Source organism: Streptomyces sp. WAC 04229 (genome assembly GCF_003947455.1).
Lineage (GTDB): Bacteria > Actinomycetota > Actinomycetes > Streptomycetales > Streptomycetaceae > Streptomyces.
The window spans coordinates 1-20209 of sequence record NZ_QHJH01000126.1 but is presented as its reverse complement, the minus strand read 5'-3'; the positions used below and the strand labels follow the sequence as shown (position 1 = coordinate 20209).

General features: G+C 72.6%; 20 protein-coding genes and 1 pseudogene. 7 read left to right on the top strand and 14 right to left on the bottom strand.

Going from position 1 to position 20209, the window contains the following annotated elements:
• From DMH12_RS26945 to DMH12_RS26915, 7 genes and pseudogenes are all read right to left on the bottom strand, one after another.
• Window positions 1-1325 (bottom strand): annotated as a pseudogene (locus tag DMH12_RS26945) (5,6-dimethylbenzimidazole synthase); the annotation flags it as partial.
• A gap of 348 nt (window positions 1326-1673) precedes the next feature.
• Window positions 1674-2894, bottom strand: coding sequence for a precorrin-6y C5,15-methyltransferase (decarboxylating) subunit CbiE (gene cbiE / locus DMH12_RS26940; RefSeq protein ID WP_125494042.1), 1221 nt, complete (start codon window positions 2892-2894; stop codon window positions 1674-1676).
• A gap of 117 nt (window positions 2895-3011) precedes the next feature.
• Window positions 3012-3650 carry a GNAT family N-acetyltransferase gene (locus DMH12_RS26935; protein ID WP_185832566.1) on the bottom strand — a complete coding sequence of 213 codons (639 nt, stop codon included), beginning with the start codon at window positions 3648-3650 and terminating at the stop codon, window positions 3012-3014.
• Between the two features lie 156 nt (window positions 3651-3806).
• The gene (locus DMH12_RS26930; protein WP_125494040.1) at window positions 3807-4634 is read right to left on the bottom strand and encodes a MetQ/NlpA family ABC transporter substrate-binding protein; all 828 of its coding nucleotides are present in this window, start codon (window positions 4632-4634) and stop codon (window positions 3807-3809) included.
• A gap of 69 nt (window positions 4635-4703) precedes the next feature.
• Window positions 4704-5438, bottom strand: coding sequence for a methionine ABC transporter permease (locus DMH12_RS26925; RefSeq protein ID WP_161327554.1), 735 nt, complete (start codon window positions 5436-5438; stop codon window positions 4704-4706).
• The gene (locus DMH12_RS26920; protein ID WP_185832565.1) at window positions 5435-6481 is read right to left on the bottom strand and encodes a methionine ABC transporter ATP-binding protein; all 1047 of its coding nucleotides are present in this window, start codon (window positions 6479-6481) and stop codon (window positions 5435-5437) included. Before DMH12_RS26920 ends, DMH12_RS26925 begins: the two co-directional genes overlap by 4 nt.
• 436 nt (window positions 6482-6917) lie before the next feature.
• Window positions 6918-7568, bottom strand: coding sequence for an HAD family hydrolase (locus DMH12_RS26915; protein ID WP_125494038.1), 651 nt, complete (start codon window positions 7566-7568; stop codon window positions 6918-6920).
• Between the two features lie 97 nt (window positions 7569-7665).
• On the opposite strand from DMH12_RS26915, the gene DMH12_RS26910 reads away from it, so the two are divergent.
• Together DMH12_RS26910 and DMH12_RS26905 are read left to right on the top strand one after the other, a co-directional pair.
• On the top strand, window positions 7666-8025 hold the full coding sequence (locus DMH12_RS26910) for a hypothetical protein (protein ID WP_122617245.1): 360 nt from the start codon (window positions 7666-7668) through the stop codon (window positions 8023-8025).
• 1 nt (window position 8026) lies between these two features.
• Entirely contained in the window at window positions 8027-8443 is a 417-nt protein-coding gene (locus DMH12_RS26905; protein WP_125494046.1) for a hypothetical protein, read from the top strand.
• 23 nt (window positions 8444-8466) lie between these two features.
• On the opposite strand, the gene DMH12_RS26900 is transcribed toward DMH12_RS26905, so the two are convergent.
• The 3 genes from DMH12_RS26900 to DMH12_RS26890 all read right to left on the bottom strand — a co-directional run bounded on the left by DMH12_RS26900 (window position 8467) and on the right by DMH12_RS26890 (window position 10766).
• Entirely contained in the window at window positions 8467-8964 is a 498-nt protein-coding gene (locus DMH12_RS26900) for a GNAT family N-acetyltransferase (protein WP_125494045.1), read from the bottom strand.
• Window positions 8965-9021: 57 nt separating this feature from the next.
• Entirely contained in the window at window positions 9022-9516 is a 495-nt protein-coding gene (locus tag DMH12_RS26895) for an RNA polymerase sigma factor (RefSeq protein WP_125494037.1), read from the bottom strand.
• Between the two features lie 74 nt (window positions 9517-9590).
• Entirely contained in the window at window positions 9591-10766 is a 1176-nt protein-coding gene (locus DMH12_RS26890; protein WP_125494036.1) for a glycerophosphodiester phosphodiesterase, read from the bottom strand.
• A 493-nt stretch (window positions 10767-11259) separates the two neighbouring features.
• Here DMH12_RS26890 and DMH12_RS26885 point away from each other — a divergent pair, with 493 nt between their 5' ends.
• Window positions 11260-11931 (top strand): 1-acyl-sn-glycerol-3-phosphate acyltransferase, encoded by a 672-nt coding sequence (locus tag DMH12_RS26885; protein ID WP_122617250.1) that lies wholly within the window; start codon window positions 11260-11262, stop codon window positions 11929-11931.
• Between the two features lie 201 nt (window positions 11932-12132).
• Here DMH12_RS26885 and DMH12_RS26880 read toward each other — a convergent pair whose 3' ends face one another.
• The 4 genes from DMH12_RS26880 to argH all read right to left on the bottom strand — a co-directional run bounded on the left by DMH12_RS26880 (window position 12133) and on the right by argH (window position 16806).
• Window positions 12133-13665 (bottom strand): MFS transporter, encoded by a 1533-nt coding sequence (locus DMH12_RS26880; protein WP_125494035.1) that lies wholly within the window; start codon window positions 13663-13665, stop codon window positions 12133-12135.
• Window positions 13662-14213 carry a TetR/AcrR family transcriptional regulator gene (locus tag DMH12_RS26875; RefSeq protein ID WP_185832564.1) on the bottom strand — a complete coding sequence of 184 codons (552 nt, stop codon included), beginning with the start codon at window positions 14211-14213 and terminating at the stop codon, window positions 13662-13664. The genes DMH12_RS26880 and DMH12_RS26875 overlap by 4 nt, the downstream gene beginning before the upstream one ends.
• Window positions 14214-14305: 92 nt before the next feature.
• Entirely contained in the window at window positions 14306-15277 is a 972-nt protein-coding gene (locus tag DMH12_RS26870) for an aldo/keto reductase (RefSeq protein WP_125494033.1), read from the bottom strand.
• 101 nt (window positions 15278-15378) lie between these two features.
• Window positions 15379-16806 (bottom strand): argininosuccinate lyase, encoded by a 1428-nt coding sequence (gene argH / locus DMH12_RS26865; RefSeq protein WP_125494032.1) that lies wholly within the window; start codon window positions 16804-16806, stop codon window positions 15379-15381.
• Between the two features lie 118 nt (window positions 16807-16924).
• Between argH and DMH12_RS26860 the strand changes: the two genes are divergently transcribed.
• From DMH12_RS26860 to DMH12_RS26845, 4 genes are all read left to right on the top strand, one after another.
• Window positions 16925-17512, top strand: a complete 588-nt coding sequence (locus DMH12_RS26860) for a pyridoxamine 5'-phosphate oxidase family protein (protein WP_125494031.1) — start codon at window positions 16925-16927, stop codon at window positions 17510-17512.
• A gap of 3 nt (window positions 17513-17515) precedes the next feature.
• Complete coding sequence (locus DMH12_RS26855) at window positions 17516-18232, top strand: L,D-transpeptidase (RefSeq protein WP_125494030.1); 717 nt, start codon at window positions 17516-17518, stop codon at window positions 18230-18232.
• A gap of 87 nt (window positions 18233-18319) precedes the next feature.
• Window positions 18320-19702: a ferric reductase-like transmembrane domain-containing protein gene (locus DMH12_RS26850; RefSeq protein WP_185832563.1), complete on the top strand. Its 1383-nt coding sequence runs from the start codon at window positions 18320-18322 to the stop codon at window positions 19700-19702.
• Between the two features lie 27 nt (window positions 19703-19729).
• Window positions 19730-20209: FMN-binding protein (locus DMH12_RS26845; protein WP_185832562.1), on the top strand; the 480-nt coding region annotated here is incomplete at its 3' end.

The following is a 20209-nucleotide window of genomic DNA, read 5'->3' as shown; positions in this document are numbered from 1 at the left end:
GCCTGCGGCACCTCCGCCTGCTGCACCGGTGCGGGCGGTTCGGTGGCCACCGGTGCCTCCGGGGCCGGGGCCGGTTCGGGCTCGGTGAGCTCGGGGGCGGGTTCGGCCGCCGGAACGGGCGGCGCGGACATGTCCGGGACCAGGGAGTCCGGGGCGTCCTGCGGCGCGGGAGCCTCGGCGGGCGGGGCGTCCTGCGGCGCGGGAGCCTCGGCGGGCGGGGCCTCCTGAGGCGCGGGAGCCTCGGTCGGCGGGGCCTCCTGAGGCGCGGGAGCCTCGGTCGGCGGGGCCTCCTGAGGCGCGGGACCCTCGGTCGGCGGGGCCTCCTGAAGCGCGGGATCGTCTGCGGGCCGGGATTCCTCCCACGCCGCCGGTTCCTCGGGAGCCGGCGGCTCGGAGACCGCGTCGGCTCCTTCGGCTCCTTCGGCCGCTTGGGCCCCGTCAGCTGTCGGGGCCACCGGGTCCGTGGCGACCGGCTCGGGAGCAGGCTCCGTGGCGACCGGCTCGGGAGCAGACTCCGCGACAACCGGCTCGGGAGCAGGCTCAGCGACGACCGGCTCGGGAGCAGGCTGCGCGACAACCGGCTCGGGGGCAGGCTCCTCCGCCGGGCCGGATGCGTGGGCCACCGGCGCGGACTCCCCGCCGGACTCGGCCTCGGGCGTGCCCGTCCCGCCCGTCGCCGCGACGGCCTCCGTGGCGACGCGCGTGACGAGCGCCTGGGCGGCGCCCACCGGCTCGGATGCCTGCTCCGGTACCGGAATAACCGTTTCCGCATGCCCCGCCGCAGCGCTCACCGGCGCCTGCGCGGTCTGCGGCTCGCTCTGCGCCCCCCAGGGCGGGGTGTCCTGTGAAGGCGTCGCGGCGGCCTGCCGGCCGTCGGGGTACTCCGCACCGGCGGACTGCGGTCCGGAGTGCCGTACCGGAGCGTCGGCCGGGCCGCGGTCGGCGAGGGATCGGACCGGGCTGGCGGAGGTGTCGGGAATCGGCGGGCCGAGGTGCAGGGGCCTGCGCGGCGGGACCGGGGCGGTCGCGGGGTCCTGCGCCGGATCGGGCAGGCGGACGCCGTTGAGGTCGACCGAGCCGCTGTCACGTCCGGACAGCTCGTGCGGGCCCGGCTGGTGCACGGTCTCGACGACCGGCTCCGGCGCGGGCGGCGCCACCTCGTTGCCCCATGCACCCTGGGCTCCCGGCAGCAACAACAGGTCCTCGTCCTCGGTTTCGGCCTCGGAGAGGTAGGTGTACGCGCCGGGTGCGGGGACGCCCGGCTGCTCCACCATGCCTGCGTTCTCCGGCAGCCCCTCGCCGGGGATCTGGCCGGTGTCGGTCATGCGTAACCCCTCGCCCATCGGTTAGTGCTTCTACGACCAGCTCACCCGGGGCGGCGCACCGACCGCCCCACAGTGAAGAACGAGCGTGCGTGCCCAGCGGCACGAACGACCCGCAGGAAAAAGACGACAAAGCCATTGAGTGGCATTGTCGCGGTCGTTCCCCCGCCACGACAGCTTGATCCGCGACGGCCCGCTGTGGACTGCGCCACGTTGCGCGTCCTCCGGTTCTGCCGTACCACACCCGGCCCGGAAGGTGCGGGTTTTTGCGGACATCGGCCGACGAAGTGCCGGGTGTCCGAGTGCGGTACAACAATCCGCCAGCCTACCCCGCGCGGTATGAACAACCGATCACGGGGCGCGGTCCACCAGGACCCCGGTGAGCAGGAACGCGACGCTCCGCTCCGTCTCCGTCCACGCCCGGGTGTCCAGTCCGACGGACTGGAGCAGGGCGCACTCGACCCGGTACCCGTGCTCCGTCAGGTCCCTGCCGACGAGTTCGGCCGCGTCACGGGTCGCGGCGTGCGCCACGATGCGCTGCGGGCGCCGGTCGGCGACCGCGGAGACCACGGCCGCTCCCCCGCCGCCGACACGGACGACGTCGGGTTCGGGCAGGTTCTCCAGGACGTGCGGCGCGGTGCCGTGCACCACCTGGAGCTGGACGCCGAAGTGGCGTGCGGTGGCCTCGGTGCGGGCGCAGGCGTCGGCGTCGCGGTCCACCGCGATGACGGCGGCGCCACCGCGTGCCGCCTCGGTGGCGAAGGCGCCGCTGCCGGAGCCGATGTCCCACACCAGGTCGCCCGGGCGGGGCCCGAGCCTGGCGAGTTGGGCCGTGCGCAGCAGGTCGGTCTCGCCCTCGCCCAGCGGGCCGGCGTACGCGTCGGCGGGCAGGGACCAGCCGCGCGGTCCGGCGGCGGGGTCGCGGCCGGCGATCCAGCCGGCGCCGTCGGGTGCCGCGCCCGGTCCGACGCTGCCGCCGGCCACGATGACGACGTTCGGGTCGCGCCAGGTGTGGTCGGCGGCCTTGTCGGAGGTGACGACGGTGACCCGCTCGCGTGTGGTGCCGAGTTCCTCGCAGATGACGAAGGTGCGGTGGACGCCCTCCATCAGCAGGCCGAGTTCGGCGGGCCCGGCGCCCGGGGAGGTGAGGACCGCGACCTTGGTGTGGGCCCGGCATACGTTCACCGCGCGTCGCAGGGTGCGGGGGTGGGCGACGACCACATGGGCGTCGTCCCAGGGCATCCCGGCACGGGCGAAGGCGGCGGCGACGGAGGAGACGGCGGGGACGACCTCCACCTCCAGGCCGAACTCGGGCGCCCGCAGGGTGCGTACGACGCCGAAGAAGCCGGGGTCGCCGTCGGCGAGGACGACGGTCGTGCCGCGGTGGGCGGCGATGCGCCGGGCGGCGAGGGCCACGCTGCCGAGACGGATGCGCTCGGCGGTGGGCGGTACCTCGGGAAGTGCCAGGTGGTGAGCGGCGCCGGCCACCAGCGTGGCGGCACCCAGTGCGGAGCGTGCCGCGGCGGTCAGCGGTGAACCGTCCCAGCCGATCACCGTGACACGGTCGGCCATCGTCGTCAGTCTCCAGGCATTTCGCAGGTCGTGGTCGCGAAACCATGCGCGGGCGCGCCCCGTGAGGGTACCCGCTGCGGCCCGGTCGCGGAGCGGCGGCGTCGGCCCCCGGGGGGGTCAGTTCCAGTCCGTGAAGGCGGTGAAGTCGCCGTTGTCGGTGAGCTGCCCGGACCCACCCTCCAGATCCTCCGGCAGCAGGCTCCACACGATGAAGTCGGTGCGTACGTCCGCCCAGAGGCCGTCCTCGGTGCGGACCCGCGCTATACAGGCGTTGCGCAGGACTCCCTCGCTGATGCAGCCGATCTTCTGGGCGACCTGCTGGGAGGCGGTGTTGTCGGCCGCGGTGCGCAGTTCGACGCGTTCGAACTTCTGGTCGCCGAAGAGCCAGTGGGCGGTCGCCAGGGCCGCCTCGGAGGCGTACCCCTCGCCGCGGGCCCAGGGGGCGACGATGTACGACAGTTCGGTGGACCGGACGTGCCAGTTGGTCTTGGTCAGCTGGACGACGCCGACCAGCCGCTGGGTGAGGAACTCGGTGACGGCGAGGTCGAGGCCGCGGCCGGCGGTGCGCTCGGCGGGGGCGTGGTCGCCGATCCAGGTGCGGGCGCCGTCCTCGGTGAAGGGCTGGGGGACGTGGGTCCAGGCGGCGACCTGCTCGTCGTTCATCATGGCGGCGAGGGCAGGGACGTCGTCCTCGTCGAGGGGGCGCAGCACCAACCGCTCCGTGCTGATGGAGATGTTGGGGAAGGTGCTCGTCATGCGCCGCTCCGTAACCTGTGTAACCGTCAGGGCCTGCTCGAACTGCCCAGCATGCAGCATGAAAGCACTCGACCGCACCACCGGGTCCGCACCGCGCGTGCGGAGCGGACCCGGTGCGGGACGCGCTGTTCGGATCGGGATCGGAGCGGGGACGGTTCAGAAGGAGGGGAGCACGGACCCGGCGAAGTTGTCCTCGATGTACTTCTTGACCTCGGGCGAGGTGAGGAGCTTCGCGAGCTTCTTGACCCGCGGGTCGTCCTCCTGGCCCTCCTTGACGACGAGGAGGTTGACGTTCGGGTTGCCCTTGGCGGACTCCAGGACGAGGGCGTCCTTGGCCGGCTTGAGGTCGGCCTCGAGGGCGTAGTTGCCGTTGATGACCGCGGCGTCGACGTCGTTCAGGGAGCGCGGGGTCTGGGCCGCCTCCAGCTCCTTGAACTCGAGGTTCTTCGGGTTCTTGGTGATGTCGGCGGTGGTGGCCGAGTTGCCCGCGCCGTCCTTGAGGGTGATCAGGCCCTCGGAGGCGAGCAGCTGCAGCGCGCGGGCCTCGGTGACGGTGTCGTTGGGCAGGGCGATGGTCGCGCCGTTCTTCAGGTCGCCGGCCTTGTCGGCGTTGTGGGAGTACAGGCCGAGCGGCTCCAGGTGCACCGAGGCCACGGACTTCAGGTGCGTGCCGTTCTTCTTGTTGAAGTCCGCGAGGTAGGGCTCGGTCTGGAAGTAGTTGGCGCCCACCGAGCCGTCCTCCGTCGCCGTGTTCGGCGTGACGTAGTCGGTGAACTCCTTGACCTCCAGGTCGAGGCCCTCCTTCTGCGCCAGGTTGTCCTTGACGTAGGTGAGGATCTCGGCGTGCGGGACGGGCGTCGCGGCGACGACCAGCGGGCCGGAGGTGTCGGAGGCGGAGTCCTTGTCCGAGCCGCAGGCGGAGAGGCCGAGGGTGAGGGCTCCGGTGGCGAGGACGGCGGTGGTGATCTTGGCGGTGTTACGCACGAAAAGTGCCTTTCCTGAGGTGGTGCGACCCCGTCACGGGTACAACGGGGAGTCTTGGGGAGGGGCGGGTCAGGCGACCTTGCCGATGTCGGCGGCGGCCGGCTCCTTCGCCTTGAGCAGCCGGAGCCTGGGGGCGGCGCCGCCGCGCCCGCGGCTGTGCAGGGTGCGGGCCGCGTAGTCGCCGGCGAACTGGATGAGGGAGATGACGACGGCCAGCAGCGCGACGGTGATCCACATCAGCCCGGTCTCGAAGCGCTGGTAGCCGTAGCGGACGGCGAGGTCGCCGAGGCCGCCGCCGCCGACGGTGCCGGCCATGGCCGAGTAGCCGATGAGCGCGATGACCGTGGTGGTGGTGCTGGCGATCAGGGACGGGAGCGCCTCGGGGACCAGGACCTTGCGGACGATGGTCCAGGTGTTGCCGCCCATGGACTGGACGGCCTCGACGAGCCCGCCGTCGACCTCGCGCACGGCGGTCTCGACGAGGCGCGCGAAGAACGGGATGCCGCCGATGGCGAGCGGCACGATCGCGGCCTCGCTGCCGATGGTGGTGCCGGTGACCCAGCGGGTGAAGCTCATCAGCGCGACCATCAGGATGATGAACGGCATCGAGCGGCCCACGTTCACGACCTGGCCGACGACCTTGTTGACCACGACGTTCTGGAGCAGTCCGCCCCGGTCGCTGAGGACGAGCAGGACACCGAGCGGGAGTCCGGCGACGACGGCGATCAGGGTGGACCAGCCGACCATGATCAGGGTCTCCCAGGAGGCCTGCTCCAGCAGGGGCTGCATCTCGGACCAGGTCACTTGGCACCTTCCTTCACCAGCGCGGACGGCGCGTCGCTCGTCGCGTTCACCACGTCGATCTGGAGGCCCTGTTCGCGCAGGAAGCCCACGGGCACGACGTTGTCCTCGTAGCGGCCGGGCAGTTCGATGCGCATCCGGCCGACCTGGAGGCCGCCGACGGTGTCGATGGCGGCGCCGAGGATCGATATGTCGATGTTGTAGGTGCGGGAGAGCTGGGAGATGACCGGCTGGGTGGCGGCCTCGCCGTGGAAGGTGATGTCGAGGACCGTGCGGTCGTCGGCGGAGGCGTCGCCGCCGACCGGGAAGAGCGCGGCGGCCAGTTCGGAGCCCGGGGTGGCGAGGAGTTCGCCGACGGTGCCGGACTCGACGATGCGGCCGTGTTCCATGAGGGCGGCGGAGTCGCAGATCGTCTTGACGACGTCCATCTCGTGGGTGATGAGCAGGACGGTCAGACCGAGCTGCTGGTTCAGGTCGCGCAGCAGCTGGAGGATGGAGCGGGTGGTCTCCGGGTCGAGGGCGCTGGTCGCCTCGTCGGAGAGCAGCACCTTGGGGTCGCCGGCCAGGGCGCGGGCGATGCCGACGCGCTGCTTCTGTCCGCCGGAGAGCTGGGCGGGGTAGGCCCCCGCCTTGTCGGCGAGGCCGACGAGGTCGAGCAGCTCCAGCGCCTTGCGGGAACGTTCCTTCCCGGACTTGCCGAGGATCTCCAGCGGCAGTTCGACGTTGTCCCGCACCGTCCGCGCGGAGAGCAGGTTGAAGTGCTGGAAGACCATGCCGATACGGCTGCGCGCCTGCCGCAGTTCGCGGCTCGCGCGGGGGCCGCGACCGGCCAGTGCGGTGAGGTCCTGGCCGGCGACGGTGACCGTGCCGGCGGTGGGCCGCTCCAGGAGGTTGACGCAGCGGATGAGCGAGGACTTGCCGGCGCCGGACTGGCCGATGACGCCGTACACCTCGCCCTCGCGGACGTGCAGGTCGACGCCGTCCAGGGCGGTGACCTCGCGGCCGCGTGAGCGATAGACCTTCGTGAGGCCCGATGTGGTGATCACGTGGGTTTCCGTCACTGTCGAGTGCGCGGCGCGGTGGTGGGCGCCGGGCACGGGGCATTGTTCTTCGGGGGCTTGGGGTCCTTCGGAACGCGGCACGTTCTCGCGGTGGCGGTGCGACCCGGCTGACCGGGGAGAAACGTGTGCGCGGGGCGTGGCTCAGCCGCGTGCGCGGGGCGCGGTGGCGGTCATGAGCGGCGCTCGCTTCGGGGCGCGAGGCTCAGGTGGTGCAGGGGCCCTCTAGAAGGCGCACATTCGACACGCGCGAGGAGCGACGCGGCACATACAACGAGCACCGGGCGTCATCGTCGCCTCGGTCGCAGGGGTGCGGTCGCTCGTCGTGCTCATGCGATCAGTAAAGCAGACGTGTGCTCGTGACCGGACGCCGCTGTCCGCATGGTGGACAGCGGCGGAGGGTGGGCGGTCGCGGGCCGGTGGCTCAGCCCCGGACGACGATCTCGATGCCCGCGTCGGTGACCAGTGGGGACAAGGCCGACAGGTCGGTGACCACCAGGTCGGCCTCGAGTTCGCCGGGCCGGTGCGTTGTGGCCAACGCCACGGTCCGCATCCCGGCGGCGCGGCCGGCCCGGAGACCGGCGGGGGCGTCCTCGAAGACGACGCAGTCGGCCGGGTCGACGCCCAGGACGCGGGCGCCCAGCAGGTAGGGCTCGGGGTCGGGCTTGCCGCGTGCGACGTCGTCGGCGGCGACGAGGTTCTTGGGGAGGACGTCGACGGCCGCGAGCCTGGCCTCGGCGAGCCGCCGGGTCGCGGAGGTGACCACGGCCCAGCGGTCGGCGGGCAGCGCGTCGAGGAAGTCCCGGGTGCCGGGCAGCAGTCGCACGCCGCCGTTCGGCACGTCCTCGACCTCCAGCTGCTCGATCCGCGCGACGGCCTGCGGCACGGCGTGGGAGGGAAGCAGGTCGGCGGCTATCTCGGCGGCGGTCCGGCCGTGCAGTTCGACCCGTGAGAACTCCTCGGCGGTGATCCCGTACTCACCGGCCCACCGCGTCCAGCAGCGGCCCACGGACTCGAGGGAGGAGACGAGGGTTCCGTCGTTGTCGAACAGCAGGGCCTGTGCGTGGAGCTTCATGTCCCCGACCCTACGGGTCCGCCGCGGGTCGGTGCCGGGTGCGGGGGGGGCGGGGCCGGGGACGGCGGGCCTTTTGGGCCGTAATAGGCTCGCTGCCATGCTTGACGCCCTGACGCTGGTGACCGGTGTCGCCGCGCTGCTGCTCGCCGCCTGGTGCGGCTGGGCGGCCTACCGTGACCAGCCGACCAAGGACTGGCACTTCATCGGCATGGCCGTGGTCTCGCTGCTGGCGCTGGTCCAGCTCGTGGTCGGGATCGTGCAGCTGGCGCGGGGCGAGGAGCCGGACCAGGGCACGACGATCTTCGTGGCCTATCTGCTGGGCGCCTTCGCCTGTGTTCCGGCGGCGGGGTTCATGTCGCTGGCCGAGCGCACCCGCTGGGGCTCGGTGACGGTGGCCGCGGGCGGCGTCGTCCTCGCCGTCCTGGAGGTGCGGCTCTATGACATCTGGGGAGGCTGACGTGGTGGCCACGGAGGAGAAGCCGGCCGGTGCGCGGCTGATCGGCGGTCCCGGGATCCTGCTGGTGTGGCTGTACGGCGTGATGGTGGTCGGCGCCGTGTCCCGCTCCGCGTACCAGATCGCGACCGAGTTCGACCGGGCGCCGCTGCCCTACACGCTGTCCGCCCTGGCGGGTCTCGTGTACGGGTTCATCACGTACACGCTGGTGCGCGGCGGCGAGACGGCCCGCAGGGCGGCGGTGGTGTGCTGCGCCGCCGAGCTGGTGGGCGTGCTGACGGTCGGCACCTGGACGATGGTGGAGCCGTCCGCCTTCCACGACGCGACCGTGTGGTCCGACTACGGGATGGGCTACCTCTTCATTCCCGTACTGCTGCCGCTGTCCGCTCTCTACTGGCTGCGCCGGGCCCGCACCGCGTAACGCCGTACGGTCCCGGCGGTGGGTCAGGCGGTCGTCGCGTACGCCGTGGCGGGCTTCTCCAGGACGATCATCGGAACGCCGTCGTCGCCCTGGGCGGTGCCCACCGTCTCGTAGCCGACCCGCCGGTACAGCCGCAGGCCGCTCTCGCTGCGGTGTCCGGTGTGCAGGCGGAAGCGCTTGGCGCCCCGCTCGTCGGCGAGGGCGGCCTCGGCGGCCCGCAGCAGGCGGGCTCCGATGCCGTGTCCCTGGAGCCGGGGATGGACGCACAGCTTGCCGATGGCGGCGGCGCCGTCATCGCTCACCCGGCCGCGCACCGAGCCGACGACCTCCTCGCCGAGCCGCGCCACGTAGACGCAGTCGGCGGCGACCTCGCCGCGCACGGAGTCCAGGGTCTGGACGAGCGGGTCGATGCGGTAGTTGCCGTACAGCGCCGCCTCGCTCTGGAAGCAGAGGTACTGCAACCGGAAGATCTGCTCGGCGTCCTTTTCGGTCGCCGCCGAGATGGTCACGCTCATGCCCATGTGCGCATGCCTCCCGCTCACCTGATCACCTGTGGTCCCCCACTCCTATCCCCGTCCTCAGCGGGCCGCAACCTCCGGCGTCAACAATCGGCGCAGACATCCCAGACATCGGGAACGTTCCGGTCCAAGGCTGCCCTGTGAGATACCCAACTCCCCCGCGATCTCCCGGTATGTGAGGTCTCTCCGCGACAGCAGCGCCTCCATCAGCCGGGGGCAGCGGCCGGGCAGCCTGCGCACCGCGTCGCGCAGGGCGCGGTGCCGGGCGGCGGCGAGGGCGAGTTGCTCGGGATCGTGCTCGGCGGCACCGGCGGGCTCGGTCTCGTACGGCCGCTCGCGCCGGGTCGTCCGGCGGGTGCGGCGGGCCTCGGTGCGGACGGCGCGGCGCAGCCAGCGGTGCGGGTCGGAGGGCGGGCCGTCGGCCTCCAGGCGTTCCAGCAGGCGCAGCCAGACCGCCTGTTCGAGGTCGCCGGGCTCGGCCCCGGACGCATGTGCCTCGGCCGCGGCCTCGGCGGTGAGCAGGGGGCTGAGGGAGGTGACCAGGTCGTGCGTCATACGGACGTCGACGCGGCCGCCCGGGCGGCGGGTTGCCCGGGCGGCCGAAGCTCACCCCAACCGGGGGCGGACGCTCAGTCGTTGACGAAGTCCTCGCGGGCGAGCACGCCGGTGTCCGGGTTGTCGGTGAAGATGCCGTCGATGCCGGTGGCGAAGTAGGTGCGGAACGCCCCGAAGACGTCGCCGTAGGCGTCGGGGTCGCCGCCCTTGCGGAAATCGGCGGGCAGGAAGGGGTTCTCGTTGCGCATGGTGTAGGGGTGCAGGATCAGGCCGGCGCGGTGCGCGTCGCGGACCAGGGTCGTCGGTTCGGTGAGCCGGCCCGCGGGGTCCTTCGGGATGATCAGGTCGAGCGTGGGGCCGATGCCCTGCGCGTAGGAGGCGATCTCCTTGAGGCCCTTCGGCGTGATCAGGTCGGCCGTGGTGCGCGGGTCGCCGGTCTCGACGAAGTCCCAGGGGCGGCTGTTCGCGCCGGACAGCAGGACGGCGAGGGGGTTGCCGACGAGCCTGTTCATCCGCTGGATGCTGGTGGGTTCGAAGGACTGGATGACGACGGGCGAGTTCTTGCGGTCCTTGCCGTACTTGCGCAGCAGCCGCGCGAGGCGCTCCTCCGTGCCCAGGCCCAGCTTGCGGAAGTAGGTGGGGTGCTTGAGTTCGGGGTAGATCCAGACCTGCCTGCCCCGCCTGCGGGTCTGCTCGTTCTGCCAGCGGAGCACCTCTTCGAAGGTGGGGATCTCCCAGCGGCCGTCGTAGAGGGTGTTGTGCGGGCGGTTGGCCGGGATGCGCTCGGTCGCGCGGAGCGTCTTCAGCTCGGCGAGGGTGAAGTCCTCGGTGAACCAGCCGGTGGTGGAGACGCCGTCGAGCAGCTTGGTGCGCTCGCGGTCGGCGAACTCGGGGTGGTCGGCGACGTCGGTGGTGCCGCCGATCTCGGGCTCGTGGCGGCAGACGAGGTGACCGTCCCTGGTCGGGACCAGGTCCCCGGCCTCGACGATGTCGGCGCCCATGTCGAGGGCCAGTTCGTAGGAGCCGAAGGTGTGCTCGGGGCGGTAGCCGCTGGCGCCGCGGTGGCCGATGACGGTCGGGACGGGCAGGCCCCCCAGGCCGCCGCCGTGTCCCCCGCCGTGCCCGGTGCCGGCGGCTCTCGCCGTGCCGGACAGGCCGAACACGGCTCCGCCCGCGCCGAGCACCGCCGCTCCGAGGAGCGCGCGCCGTCCGGTGCCGCCCGCCTGCTCGTCCGACTCCTGCGTTCCCATCAGGGCCTCCTGCCGTCGACGTCGGTGCGGGCCGATCGTAGGGGCGCGTACATGACGAGTGGGAGACCGTGGCCGGAACACGCGGGTGCGGGGTGATGTCGTACGCGGTACGAACGTGACGCCTCAGGCCCCTGAGGGTGGTGGGCGCGGATGGCTGACGGGCCGTCGGCTTGAGGGCGGTCTGCGAGGGTACGCGATGTCACACGGGTCGGTGGCGCGGCTCCGGCGGCGCGCCTCGTACGGCGCGGGCGGCGCCCGTGCTTCGATCCGGGCCGGGTCGGCACACCGGGACCGGCGACACACCGGTCTCCGGGCGCGACCTGCCTCACACCGGCACGAGGACGTTACCGCCGCGCAACACGGCCGCACCGCAGGTGAACACGCGTCAACACCGCGTAAGACCCGGGTGACCCGAGGTGCGTGACCCCCTGGCCCGCGAGTAATGTCCTCACCTGCACAGACTCATACCGCATCCCCGACACCGGAGGACCCGTTGTCCCGCTTCGCGCTCATCAAGGCAGTGCTCGGCCCGATCATGCGCCTGATGTTCCGCCCACGGGTGGAGGGCGTGGAGAACATCCCGGGCGACGGTCCGGTGATCCTGGCCGGCAACCACCTCACCTTCATCGACTCGATGATCCTGCCGCTGGTCTGCGACCGGCAGGTCTTCTTCATCGGCAAGGACGAGTACGTCACGGGCAAGGGCTTCAAGGGCCGCCTGATGGCCTGGTTCTTCACCGGCGTCGGCATGATCCCGGTCGACCGCGACGGCGGCCGGGGCGGTGTCGCGGCGCTGATGACCGGGCGCCGGGTGCTGGACGAGGGCCGGGTCTTCGGCATCTACCCGGAGGGCACCCGCTCCCCCGACGGCCGCCTCTACCGCGGCCGCACCGGCATCGCCCGGCTGACCCTGATGACCGGCGCGCCCGTGGTCCCGTTCGCCATGATCGGCACCGACAAGCTCCAGCCGGGCGGCGCGGGGCTGCCCCGGCCGGGCAAGGTCACGGTCCGCTTCGGCGAGGCGATGGAGTTCTCCCGCTACGAGGGCATGGACCGCGACCGCTACGTCCTGCGCGCCGTGACCGACTCCGTGATGACCGAGGTCATGCGGCTGTCGGGCCAGGAGTACGTGGACATGTACGCGAGCAAGGCCAAGGCGGCGTAGGCCTCCGGCGGATGGGCAGGATGGGGGCGCGCGCTCTCCCCCGTCCGCCACGTCGCCCTTGCCCGGCACCTGGGAACAGACCCGGCAGGGGGCACCCGTGCGGTCGGACGTGCCGCCGCGCCGGGCTTGACGCGCCGTGCCCGCGAGCGAGGGGCCGCACCCTGGGGTGCGGCCCCTCGCTCAGGTCCTGCCGGCGGGCGGCTACGGGTGTTCCACCCCGTCCTCCAGGCGCTGGCCCCTGAGCAGGAACCAGGAGGCCACCGCGGCGGCCAGGAGGACCGCGGCGCCGACGCCGGCCGCGAGGGTCAGGCCGTCGACGAAGGCCTGACGGGCGGAGTCCAGGAGCGCCCCGGCCGTGTCGGCGGGGAGACCCGCGGCGGCCTCCACCGCGCCGCCCAGGGACTCGTGTGCCGCCGCCGGAGTGCCCGCCGGACCGGTGAAGTCGCGGTACACGCCGGTCACGATGGAGCCGAGCACCGCGATGCCGAGCGCGGCGCCGAGTTCGTACGCCGTCTCGGAGACCGCGGAGGCGGCGCCCGCCTGTTCCTTGGGCACGCTGGAGAGGATCACGTCGGCGGTCACGGTGAACGAGAACCCGGCGCCGACGCCGACGACCAGCAGGGCCGCGCCCAGCAGCGGGTATCCGGTGTTCTGCCCGATGACGGTCAGCGCGGCGAGCGCGAGGCCGACGGCGGCGAGCCCGCCCGCGACCACGGCACGGACCGAGAAGCGCCGGGCCGCGCGGCCCGCGATCAGGCCCGCCACCACCGCGCCGACGGCGGCCGGCAGCTCGGCCAGTCCCGCCTCGAAGGGTCGCCTGCCCTGGACGAGTTGCAGATACTGGGAGAGGAAGAAGACCAGCCCCGACAGGCCCAGGATGGTCAGCAGGTCGGCCAGGACCGCCCCGCTGAAGCCCCGGCTGCGGAACAGCCGCATGTCGAGCAGCGGCCTCGGCATCGTCAGCTGACGGCGCACGAACCCGTAGAGCGCGGCGGCGCCCAGCAGGCCCGCGGCGAGCGTGGCCCACGCGAACCCGTGCGCGGCGGCCTCCTTGACGGCGTACACGACACCGACCATGCCGACCAGCGAGAGGGTGACGCTCAGCAGGTCCCACGGGCCGGGGTCGGGGTTGCGGGACTCGGGCAGCAGCTTGGCGCCGACGACGACCAGGACGGCCATCACGGGCAGGTTGATCAGGAAGACCGAGCCCCACCAGAAGTGCTCCAGCAGGAACCCGCCGACGATCGGGCCGACCGCCGTACCGGCGGACGCGGTGGCGCCCCAGATGCCGACGGCGAGGCTGCGTTCGCGCGGGTCGTGGAAGAGGTTCCGGATCAGGGCGAGGGTGGCGGGCATCAGGGTGGCGCCCGCGACGCCGAGCAGCGCCCGGGCGAGGATCATCAGCTCGGGCGTGTGCGCGTAGGCGTTGAGCACGGATATCGCGCCGAACGCCGCGGCGCCCACGAGCAGGATCCGCTTGCGGCCGATGCGGTCGCCGAGGCTGCCCATGGAGACGAGCAGACCGGCGATGACGAAGGAGTAGACGTCGCCGATCCAGAGCAGCTGGGTGCCGGACGGGGCGAGGTCCTCACTGATGTAGGGGGTCGCGAGACCGAGCACGGTCGCGTCGACGGCCACCAGCAGCACGGCCAGCACGAGGACGGACAGCGCCAGCCAGCGGCCGGGGCGCTTCACCGCCTCGGTCGTGTGTGCCGACTGCAGGGTGCGGGTCATGATCCCTCTCTCCGGAGTGCGCCGCCGAGCAGCAGCTCGACGATCATGTGGGTGAAGTCGTTGCGGGCCACGCGGCCCTCGGTCACGGCCCAGGCGCCGGCGCCGATCAGGCCGTAGAGCGCCTCGGTCAGCCAGGCCGGGGTGAGGTCGATGCGGAACTCGCCGCTCTCCTGACCCCGGCGGAACAGCGCGGCCAGCCGGGCGTCGACGCGGGCCCAGCCCTTGTTCTGCTCCTCGCCCTCGAACAGCTGGTTCTCGGTGTAGAGGAAGGCGATCAGACCGGCGGCGGGCTCCAGCTCGCCGACGAGCCGGCGGACCGCGTCGGCCGCCGCTCCCTCGTCCAGGCGGGCCGCCGCCAGGGCGGCCTCGCACTCGGCGATGCCGAGCGCCTCCAGCGCCCGGACCAGCGCGTCGCGCCCGGCGAAGTGCCGGTGCAGCGTGGCCCGGCTGATCCCGGCCGCCCGTGCCACCTCGTCCATCGTCGCGGTGGCTTTGCGGGTCAGCAGGGACGCGGCGTCGCGCAGTACCTGGTCTCGATCAACAGCCATGAGACAACGATAACCCACATGAGACAGCTTTGTCTCACACTGGGCATGCGTGACTCACCTCTCAGAGATGTGTCACGGACCTGTGAAGGGGCTCAGTGCCAGGGCAGCTGTCCGCGCCGCTCCCAGTAGGCGCCCGGTTCCTCGGCGAGCGCGCCGAGGCGTGCCACCTGGTCCTCGTCGAAGTCGACGACGGCGGCGTGCAGGTTCGAACCGAGCTGGTTCACGGTGGCCGCCCCGGAGAGGACCACGCCCGCCCACGGCTGTCGCAGGATCAGCGCGAGGGCGACCGCGTCGCAGCCCAGGGCCGTCTCCTCCGCGACGGCCTTGAGGGCGCCGGGCGCGTGGGGCTCGGCGAGGCGGCCGTTGGCCATGCCCTCCTTGACGATCACGGTGAGCCCGGCCTCGTGCGCCTCGGCCAGCGCGGGCCCGGCGGAGGTCTCCAGCGCGTTGTACGTCGACTGGACGGTGCGGAAGAGGGGTTCGCCGTCCACGGTCACGGCGAGCGCGGCGCGGATCGCCTCGGCCTGGGCGGGGCCGCTGGTGGAGAAGCCGACGGTGACGCCGCCCGCGGCGGCCTCGGCCAGCTTCGCGTGCAGTTCCTTGTCCGTGAGGGCCGGACTGTCGGGGGTCAGCGAGTGGATCTGGTAGAGGTCGAGCCGGTCGCCGAGCAGGGCGTCGGTCTCGCCGCGCTGGCGTTCGTAGGTCGCCGCGCCGTGGTCCTTGACCTCGTGCCGCTCGGCCTCGGTGGACCAGTCGGCGGTGTAGGTGTAGCCCCACTTGCTGCCGACGATCACGTCGTCGGCCTCCGGGCGCTCCCGTAGCCAGTCGGCCAGGAACTCCTCCGAGCGCCCGTACGAGCGGGCCGCGTCGAAGTAGCGCACGCCCTGGGCGTAGGCGGCATCCAGGAGGTCGTGGGTCCGCTCGCGCATCGCCCGTACCGTACGGTCGGCCGGCAGGTCGTGGTCGCGCCCGAGGTTGATGTAGCCGGGTCGGCCAACGGCGGCGAGACCCAGACCGATGTGGCAGGTGGGGGTGGTCGCCGCTGCCAGGCGGGCGAAGGGCATCGCGGGCTCCGTTCGGTCGGCTGCTGAAGCTGCTGAGCTTGCCGTAGCTGCTGTAGCTCGCTGACCAACGTAACCGCGATGCCCCTCCGGTACACCGGGTGCTACTTCTTGGCGTTCGCCCAGGCGTGCTGGCCGGCCACGTCCGCCTTCACCTCGGCGAGCTGGACGGCGACCGCCTCGGGCGCCGTGCCGCCGCGGCCGTTGCGGGAGGCCAGGGCGCCGGGGACGTCGAGCACGGAGCGGACGTCGGGGGTGAGGTGGGCGGAGATCTTCGCGAACTGCTCGTCGGTCAGTTCGTCCAGTTCCTTGCCCTCGGCCTCGGCGGCCTTCACGCACTCGCCGGCCACCTCGTGCGCCACGCGGAACGGGACGCCCTGCCGGACCAGCCACTCGGCGATGTCGGTGGCCAGCGAGAAGCCGGCCGGGGCCAGCTCCTCCATGCGCTCGCGGTGGACGGTGAGGGTGGCCATCATGCCGGTGAAGGCGGGGAGCAGGATCTCCAGCTGGTCGATGGAGTCGAAGACCGGCTCCTTGTCCTCCTGGAGGTCGCGGTTGTACGCGAGCGGGAGGGCCTTGAGAGTCGCCATCAGGCCGGTCAGGTTGCCGATCAGGCGGCCGGACTTGCCGCGGGCCAGTTCGGCGATGTCCGGGTTCTTCTTCTGCGGCATGATCGACGAGCCGGTGGAGAAGGCGTCGTGCAGCGTCACGAAGGAGAACTCCTTCGTGTTCCAGATGATGATCTCCTCGGCGATCCGCGAGACGTTCACGCCGACCATCGCGGTGACGAAGGCGAACTCGGCGACGAAGTCGCGGGAGGCGGTGCCGTCGATCGAGTTGCCGGCGCTGCCGTGCTCGAAGCCGAGGTCGCGGGCGACCGCCTCCGGGTCCAGGCCGAGGCTGCTGCCGGCGAGCGCGCCGGAGCCGTACGGGGACACGGCGGTGCGCTCGTCCCACTGGCGCAGCCGCTCCGCGTCCCGGCCGAGCGCCTGGACGTGGGCGAGGACGTGGTGCGCGAAGAGCACGGGCTGGGCGTGCTGGAGATGGGTGCGGCCGGGCATGGCCACGTCCGGGTGGGCCTCGGCGAGGCCGACCAGCGCGTCCTGGAGGTCGGCGATCAGGCCGCCGAGGATCCGGGCGTGGTCGCGCAGGTACATCCGGAAGAGGGTGGCCACCTGGTCGTTGCGGGACCGGCCGGCGCGCAGCTTGCCGCCGAGGTCGGCGCCGAGGCGCTCCAGCAGGCCGCGCTCCAGGGCGGTGTGCACGTCCTCGTCGGCGATGGTGCCGGTGAAGGAGCCGTCGGCGACGTCGGCCTCGAGCCGGTCGAGGCCGTCGATCATCCGGGTCAGCTCGTCCTCGGTGAGCAGGCCCGCCTTGTGCAGCACGCGCGCGTGGGCACGCGAACCGGCGATGTCGTAGGGCGCGAGCCGCCAGTCGAAGTGCACGGACGCGGACAGCTTCGCCAGGGCCTCGGCGGGACCGTCGGCGAAACGGCCGCCCCAGAGCCGGACGTCACCGCTGTTGCTGCTCACTTGGGTCGCTCCTCACCGTACGATCACTGTGATGCATGAGTATGCAGAACTCTGCATGATTCGTCAATCTCGCAGGCGGCCGGGACGCGCCGCGTCCACTCCCGCATAATCATTAGGCATGGGAAAGACTTATGAGCGCATAGACGGCAGACTCCGCGCCTTCATCGAGGCGCAGCCCCTCTTCTTCACCGCCACCGCTCCCCTGGCCGGCGACGGCACGGTGAACCTGTCCCCCAAGGGCCTCACGGGCAGCTTCGCGGTGCTGGACGAACTCACCGTCGCCTATCTCGACTTCGCCGGCTCCAACGCCGAGACCATCGCCCACCTGCGGGAGAACGGGCGGATCACCCTGATGTGGTGCGCATTCCAGGGGCCGCCGAACATCGTCCGGGTGCACGGCCGCGGCGAGCCCGTCTTCCGCGACGACCCGCGCTTCCCCGGCCTCCTCGGCCACTTCCCCGAGATCGACAGCACCGCGCACGGACTGCGCGCGGTCATCGTCGTGACCGCCGAACTCGTCCGCGACACCTGCGGCTACGCCGTCCCCTTCATGGCGTACGAGGAGGACCGGGATCTGCACGGCAAGCGGTTCGCCCGGGAGGACGACGCCTCGCTCAGCGCCTATTTCACCAAGAAGGAGCACGTGGCGACGAGCCTGGACGGCCTTCCCGGGCTGCCGTTGCCGCTGCCCCCCTCTACCGTCTGAGCCATGCGCCCCGGTGTCGTAGCCGTCCTCGTCTCCGCGTCCCTCCTCACGCTCGGTTCCGCGCCGCCCGGCGGGCCCGCCGCCCAGCCGCTTCCGGCCCGGATGGCGGACACCGGCGGCGGCACCCAGCTGATCACCGCCGTCGCGCCGGGCACCGGCTCGACGACGGGCACGGTCACCTGGTGGGACCGCAGGGGCGCCGGGGACGGCCGGTGGGTGCGGGCCGGTTCCGCGCCCGCCCGTTTCGGGGCCGGGGGGCTGACCGCCGGGGCGACGCGCGTGCAGGGCACGAACACCACCCCGACCGGGCTGTACGACCTGCCGTACGCCTTCGGCATCCGGGCGGCACCGCGCGGCACGGCGTACCCGTACCGCCCGGTCCGCCGGGACTCCTGGTGGTGCCAGGACAACGCCTCGCGCGCCTACAACCGCTGGACCGAGCCGCGCCCCGCCGACTGCCGCGCCGCCGAGGCCGAGCACCTGGTCACCTACACGGCGCAGTACGCCCACGCCCTGGTCGTGGGCTTCAACTACCACCGCCCCGTGCGCGGCCGCGGCGCGGGCATCTTCCTGCACGTCAACGGGCGCGGGGCGACGGCCGGCTGCGTGTCGGTGCCGGCCGAGGCGATGCGGCGCATCCTGCGGTGGGCCGAGCCCGGCGAGCGCCCGCACCTCGCGATCGGAACCACCGGCGGCGCGACGGCGATCACGCGCTACTGACCGTTGACGGGAGTCCGCACCCGGCTGAACGCTGGGGCGGCGCGGCGCGTATCTGTGGGCCAAGGGTCAAGTCCCCACGGAGGAACCGTGACCACCACGCTCGCCGGCGGCCGTGCCGCCCGCCGTCAGACGATGCGGCGCATCCGTCCGCGCCGCTCCCCCGCCGTCCCCCTGCTGCTCGCCGTGTGGGCGGGCGCGGCGGGCGTGTTGTGGCTGTGGTGGCGCAACACGCCCGCCATCTCGGACCAGACCGGCATGATCCTCAACGCGGGCCGGATCACCGGCCTGCTCGCCGGGTACCTGATGGCGCTGGTGGTGCTCCAGATGGCACGCGTACCGGCGCTGGAGCGGCGGGTGGGCTCCGACCGGGTCGCCCGCTGGCACGCCATGACCGGCCGCTACACGCTCTGCCTGGTCCTCGCCCATGTCTTCCTGATCATGTGGGGCTACGCCGCGCAGGCCGGCAAGGGCCTCGGTGACATCCTCGCCCAGACGGTCGACTCCGTGAACCAGCTGCCCGACATGGGCAAGGCCGCCATCGGCACCGGACTGCTGGTCGTCATCGGGCTGATCTCGATCGGCCCGGTCCGCCGGCGCATCCCGTACGACCTCTGGTACCACGTGCACCTGCTGACGTACGCGGCCGTGTTCCTGACCTTCTGGCACCAGCTGAGCACCGGCAACGACTTCGCGGTCGAGCCGGTCGCGAAGACCGTCTGGTACGTGCTGTACGGGTCGGTGACGGCGCTCGTCCTCTGGTACCGCGTGCTGACGCCGCTGCGCCTCAACCTGCGGCACCGGATGCGGGTGGAGGCGGTGATCGAGGAGACGCCCGGCATCGTGTCGGTGCTGATCGGCGGTCGCCGGCTGCACCGGATGGGCGCGGAGGCCGGTCAGTTCTTCCGCTGGCGGTTCCTGGCGCCGGGGATGCGGCTCAGCTCCCACCCGTACTCGCTGTCGGCGGCGCCGCGCCCGGACATGCTGCGGATCACCGTGAAGGCGATCGGCGACCACAGCGCCCGGCTGCGCGAGCTGGAGCCAGGCACCCGGGTGTGGGCCGAGGGCCCGTACGGCGCCCTGACCGCCCAGCGCCGCAGCCGCGGCAAGGTGCTGCTGGTGGCGGGCGGGGTCGGGATCACGCCGATGCGGGCGCTGTTCGAGACGCTGCCCGGCGCGTCCGGCGACATCACGCTGCTCTACCGGGCCAACAGCACGCAGGAGCTGGCGCTGTGGGACGAGCTGGCCGGGATCGCCGAGGAGCGCGGCGCCCGGCTGATGTACGCGGTCAACAGCCCGGACGGGGAGCGCCCGGACATCTCCGCGGAGACCTTGAGCCGCAAGATCCCGGACGTCGAAAGCCACGACGTCTTCCTGTGCGGGCCGCCCGGTTTCGCCCAGTCGGTGTACGAGGCACTGCGCGGCGCGGGGGTTCCCGCCCGCCGTATCCACCACGAGTCGTTCGAGATGTGAGCGACGGACATCAGGAGTCCAGGACAGATGAGGAAAAGTCACCCCGTTCGGCGTGCCGTGCTCGCCGGCGCCGCGACCGTGTCCGGGATCGTGCTGCTGCTGTCGCTGAAACCGGCCTCGGACCCGGGCTCCGCCGCGGCGGCGGGCGGCGCCGCGCCGCCGGCGGCCGCGCAGTCGCCGCAGGGCGGCCGGGGCGCCGGGTCCGGCACGGTCACCGGAGACGCGGCCGGCACCCAGTACGGACCGGTGCAGGTCCGGCTCACGGTGAGCGGCGGGAAGATCACCGGGGCCGAGGCCGTGCAGGCTCCCAAGGGCGGGCAGAGCGACCAGGTCACCGCCGACGCGGTGCCCAAGCTCAACCAGGCCGCCGTCAGCGCGGGCACCGCCGACATCGACGCCGTCTCCGGCGCCACCTACACCAGCGCCGGATACGTGAAGTCCCTCCAGTCGGCCCTGGACAAGGTCGCGGCCGCCTCCGCGGGAGGGGACTCGGGCTCGGGGCAGGGT

Excerpts from the sequence above, each read along its gene's own strand:
- DMH12_RS26855 (WP_125494030.1), top strand. The coding sequence starts at position 17,516 with ATGCGCCCCGGTGTCGTAGCCGTCCTCGTCTCCGCGTCCCTCCTCACG.
- DMH12_RS26895 (WP_125494037.1), bottom strand. The coding sequence starts at position 9,516 with ATGACGCACGACCTGGTCACCTCCCTCAGCCCCCTGCTCACCGCCGAG.
- DMH12_RS26875 (WP_185832564.1), bottom strand. The coding sequence starts at position 14,213 with ATGGCTGTTGATCGAGACCAGGTACTGCGCGACGCCGCGTCCCTGCTG.
- DMH12_RS26860 (WP_125494031.1), top strand. The coding sequence starts at position 16,925 with ATGGGAAAGACTTATGAGCGCATAGACGGCAGACTCCGCGCCTTCATC.
- DMH12_RS26935 (WP_185832566.1), bottom strand. The coding sequence starts at position 3,650 with ATGACGAGCACCTTCCCCAACATCTCCATCAGCACGGAGCGGTTGGTG.
- cbiE (WP_125494042.1), bottom strand. The coding sequence starts at position 2,894 with ATGGCCGACCGTGTCACGGTGATCGGCTGGGACGGTTCACCGCTGACC.
- DMH12_RS26890 (WP_125494036.1), bottom strand. The coding sequence starts at position 10,766 with ATGGGAACGCAGGAGTCGGACGAGCAGGCGGGCGGCACCGGACGGCGC.
- DMH12_RS26900 (WP_125494045.1), bottom strand. The coding sequence starts at position 8,964 with ATGGGCATGAGCGTGACCATCTCGGCGGCGACCGAAAAGGACGCCGAG.
- DMH12_RS26915 (WP_125494038.1), bottom strand. The coding sequence starts at position 7,568 with ATGAAGCTCCACGCACAGGCCCTGCTGTTCGACAACGACGGAACCCTC.
- DMH12_RS26910 (WP_122617245.1), top strand. The coding sequence starts at position 7,666 with ATGCTTGACGCCCTGACGCTGGTGACCGGTGTCGCCGCGCTGCTGCTC.
- DMH12_RS26880 (WP_125494035.1), bottom strand. The coding sequence starts at position 13,665 with ATGACCCGCACCCTGCAGTCGGCACACACGACCGAGGCGGTGAAGCGC.
- DMH12_RS26870 (WP_125494033.1), bottom strand. The coding sequence starts at position 15,277 with ATGCCCTTCGCCCGCCTGGCAGCGGCGACCACCCCCACCTGCCACATC.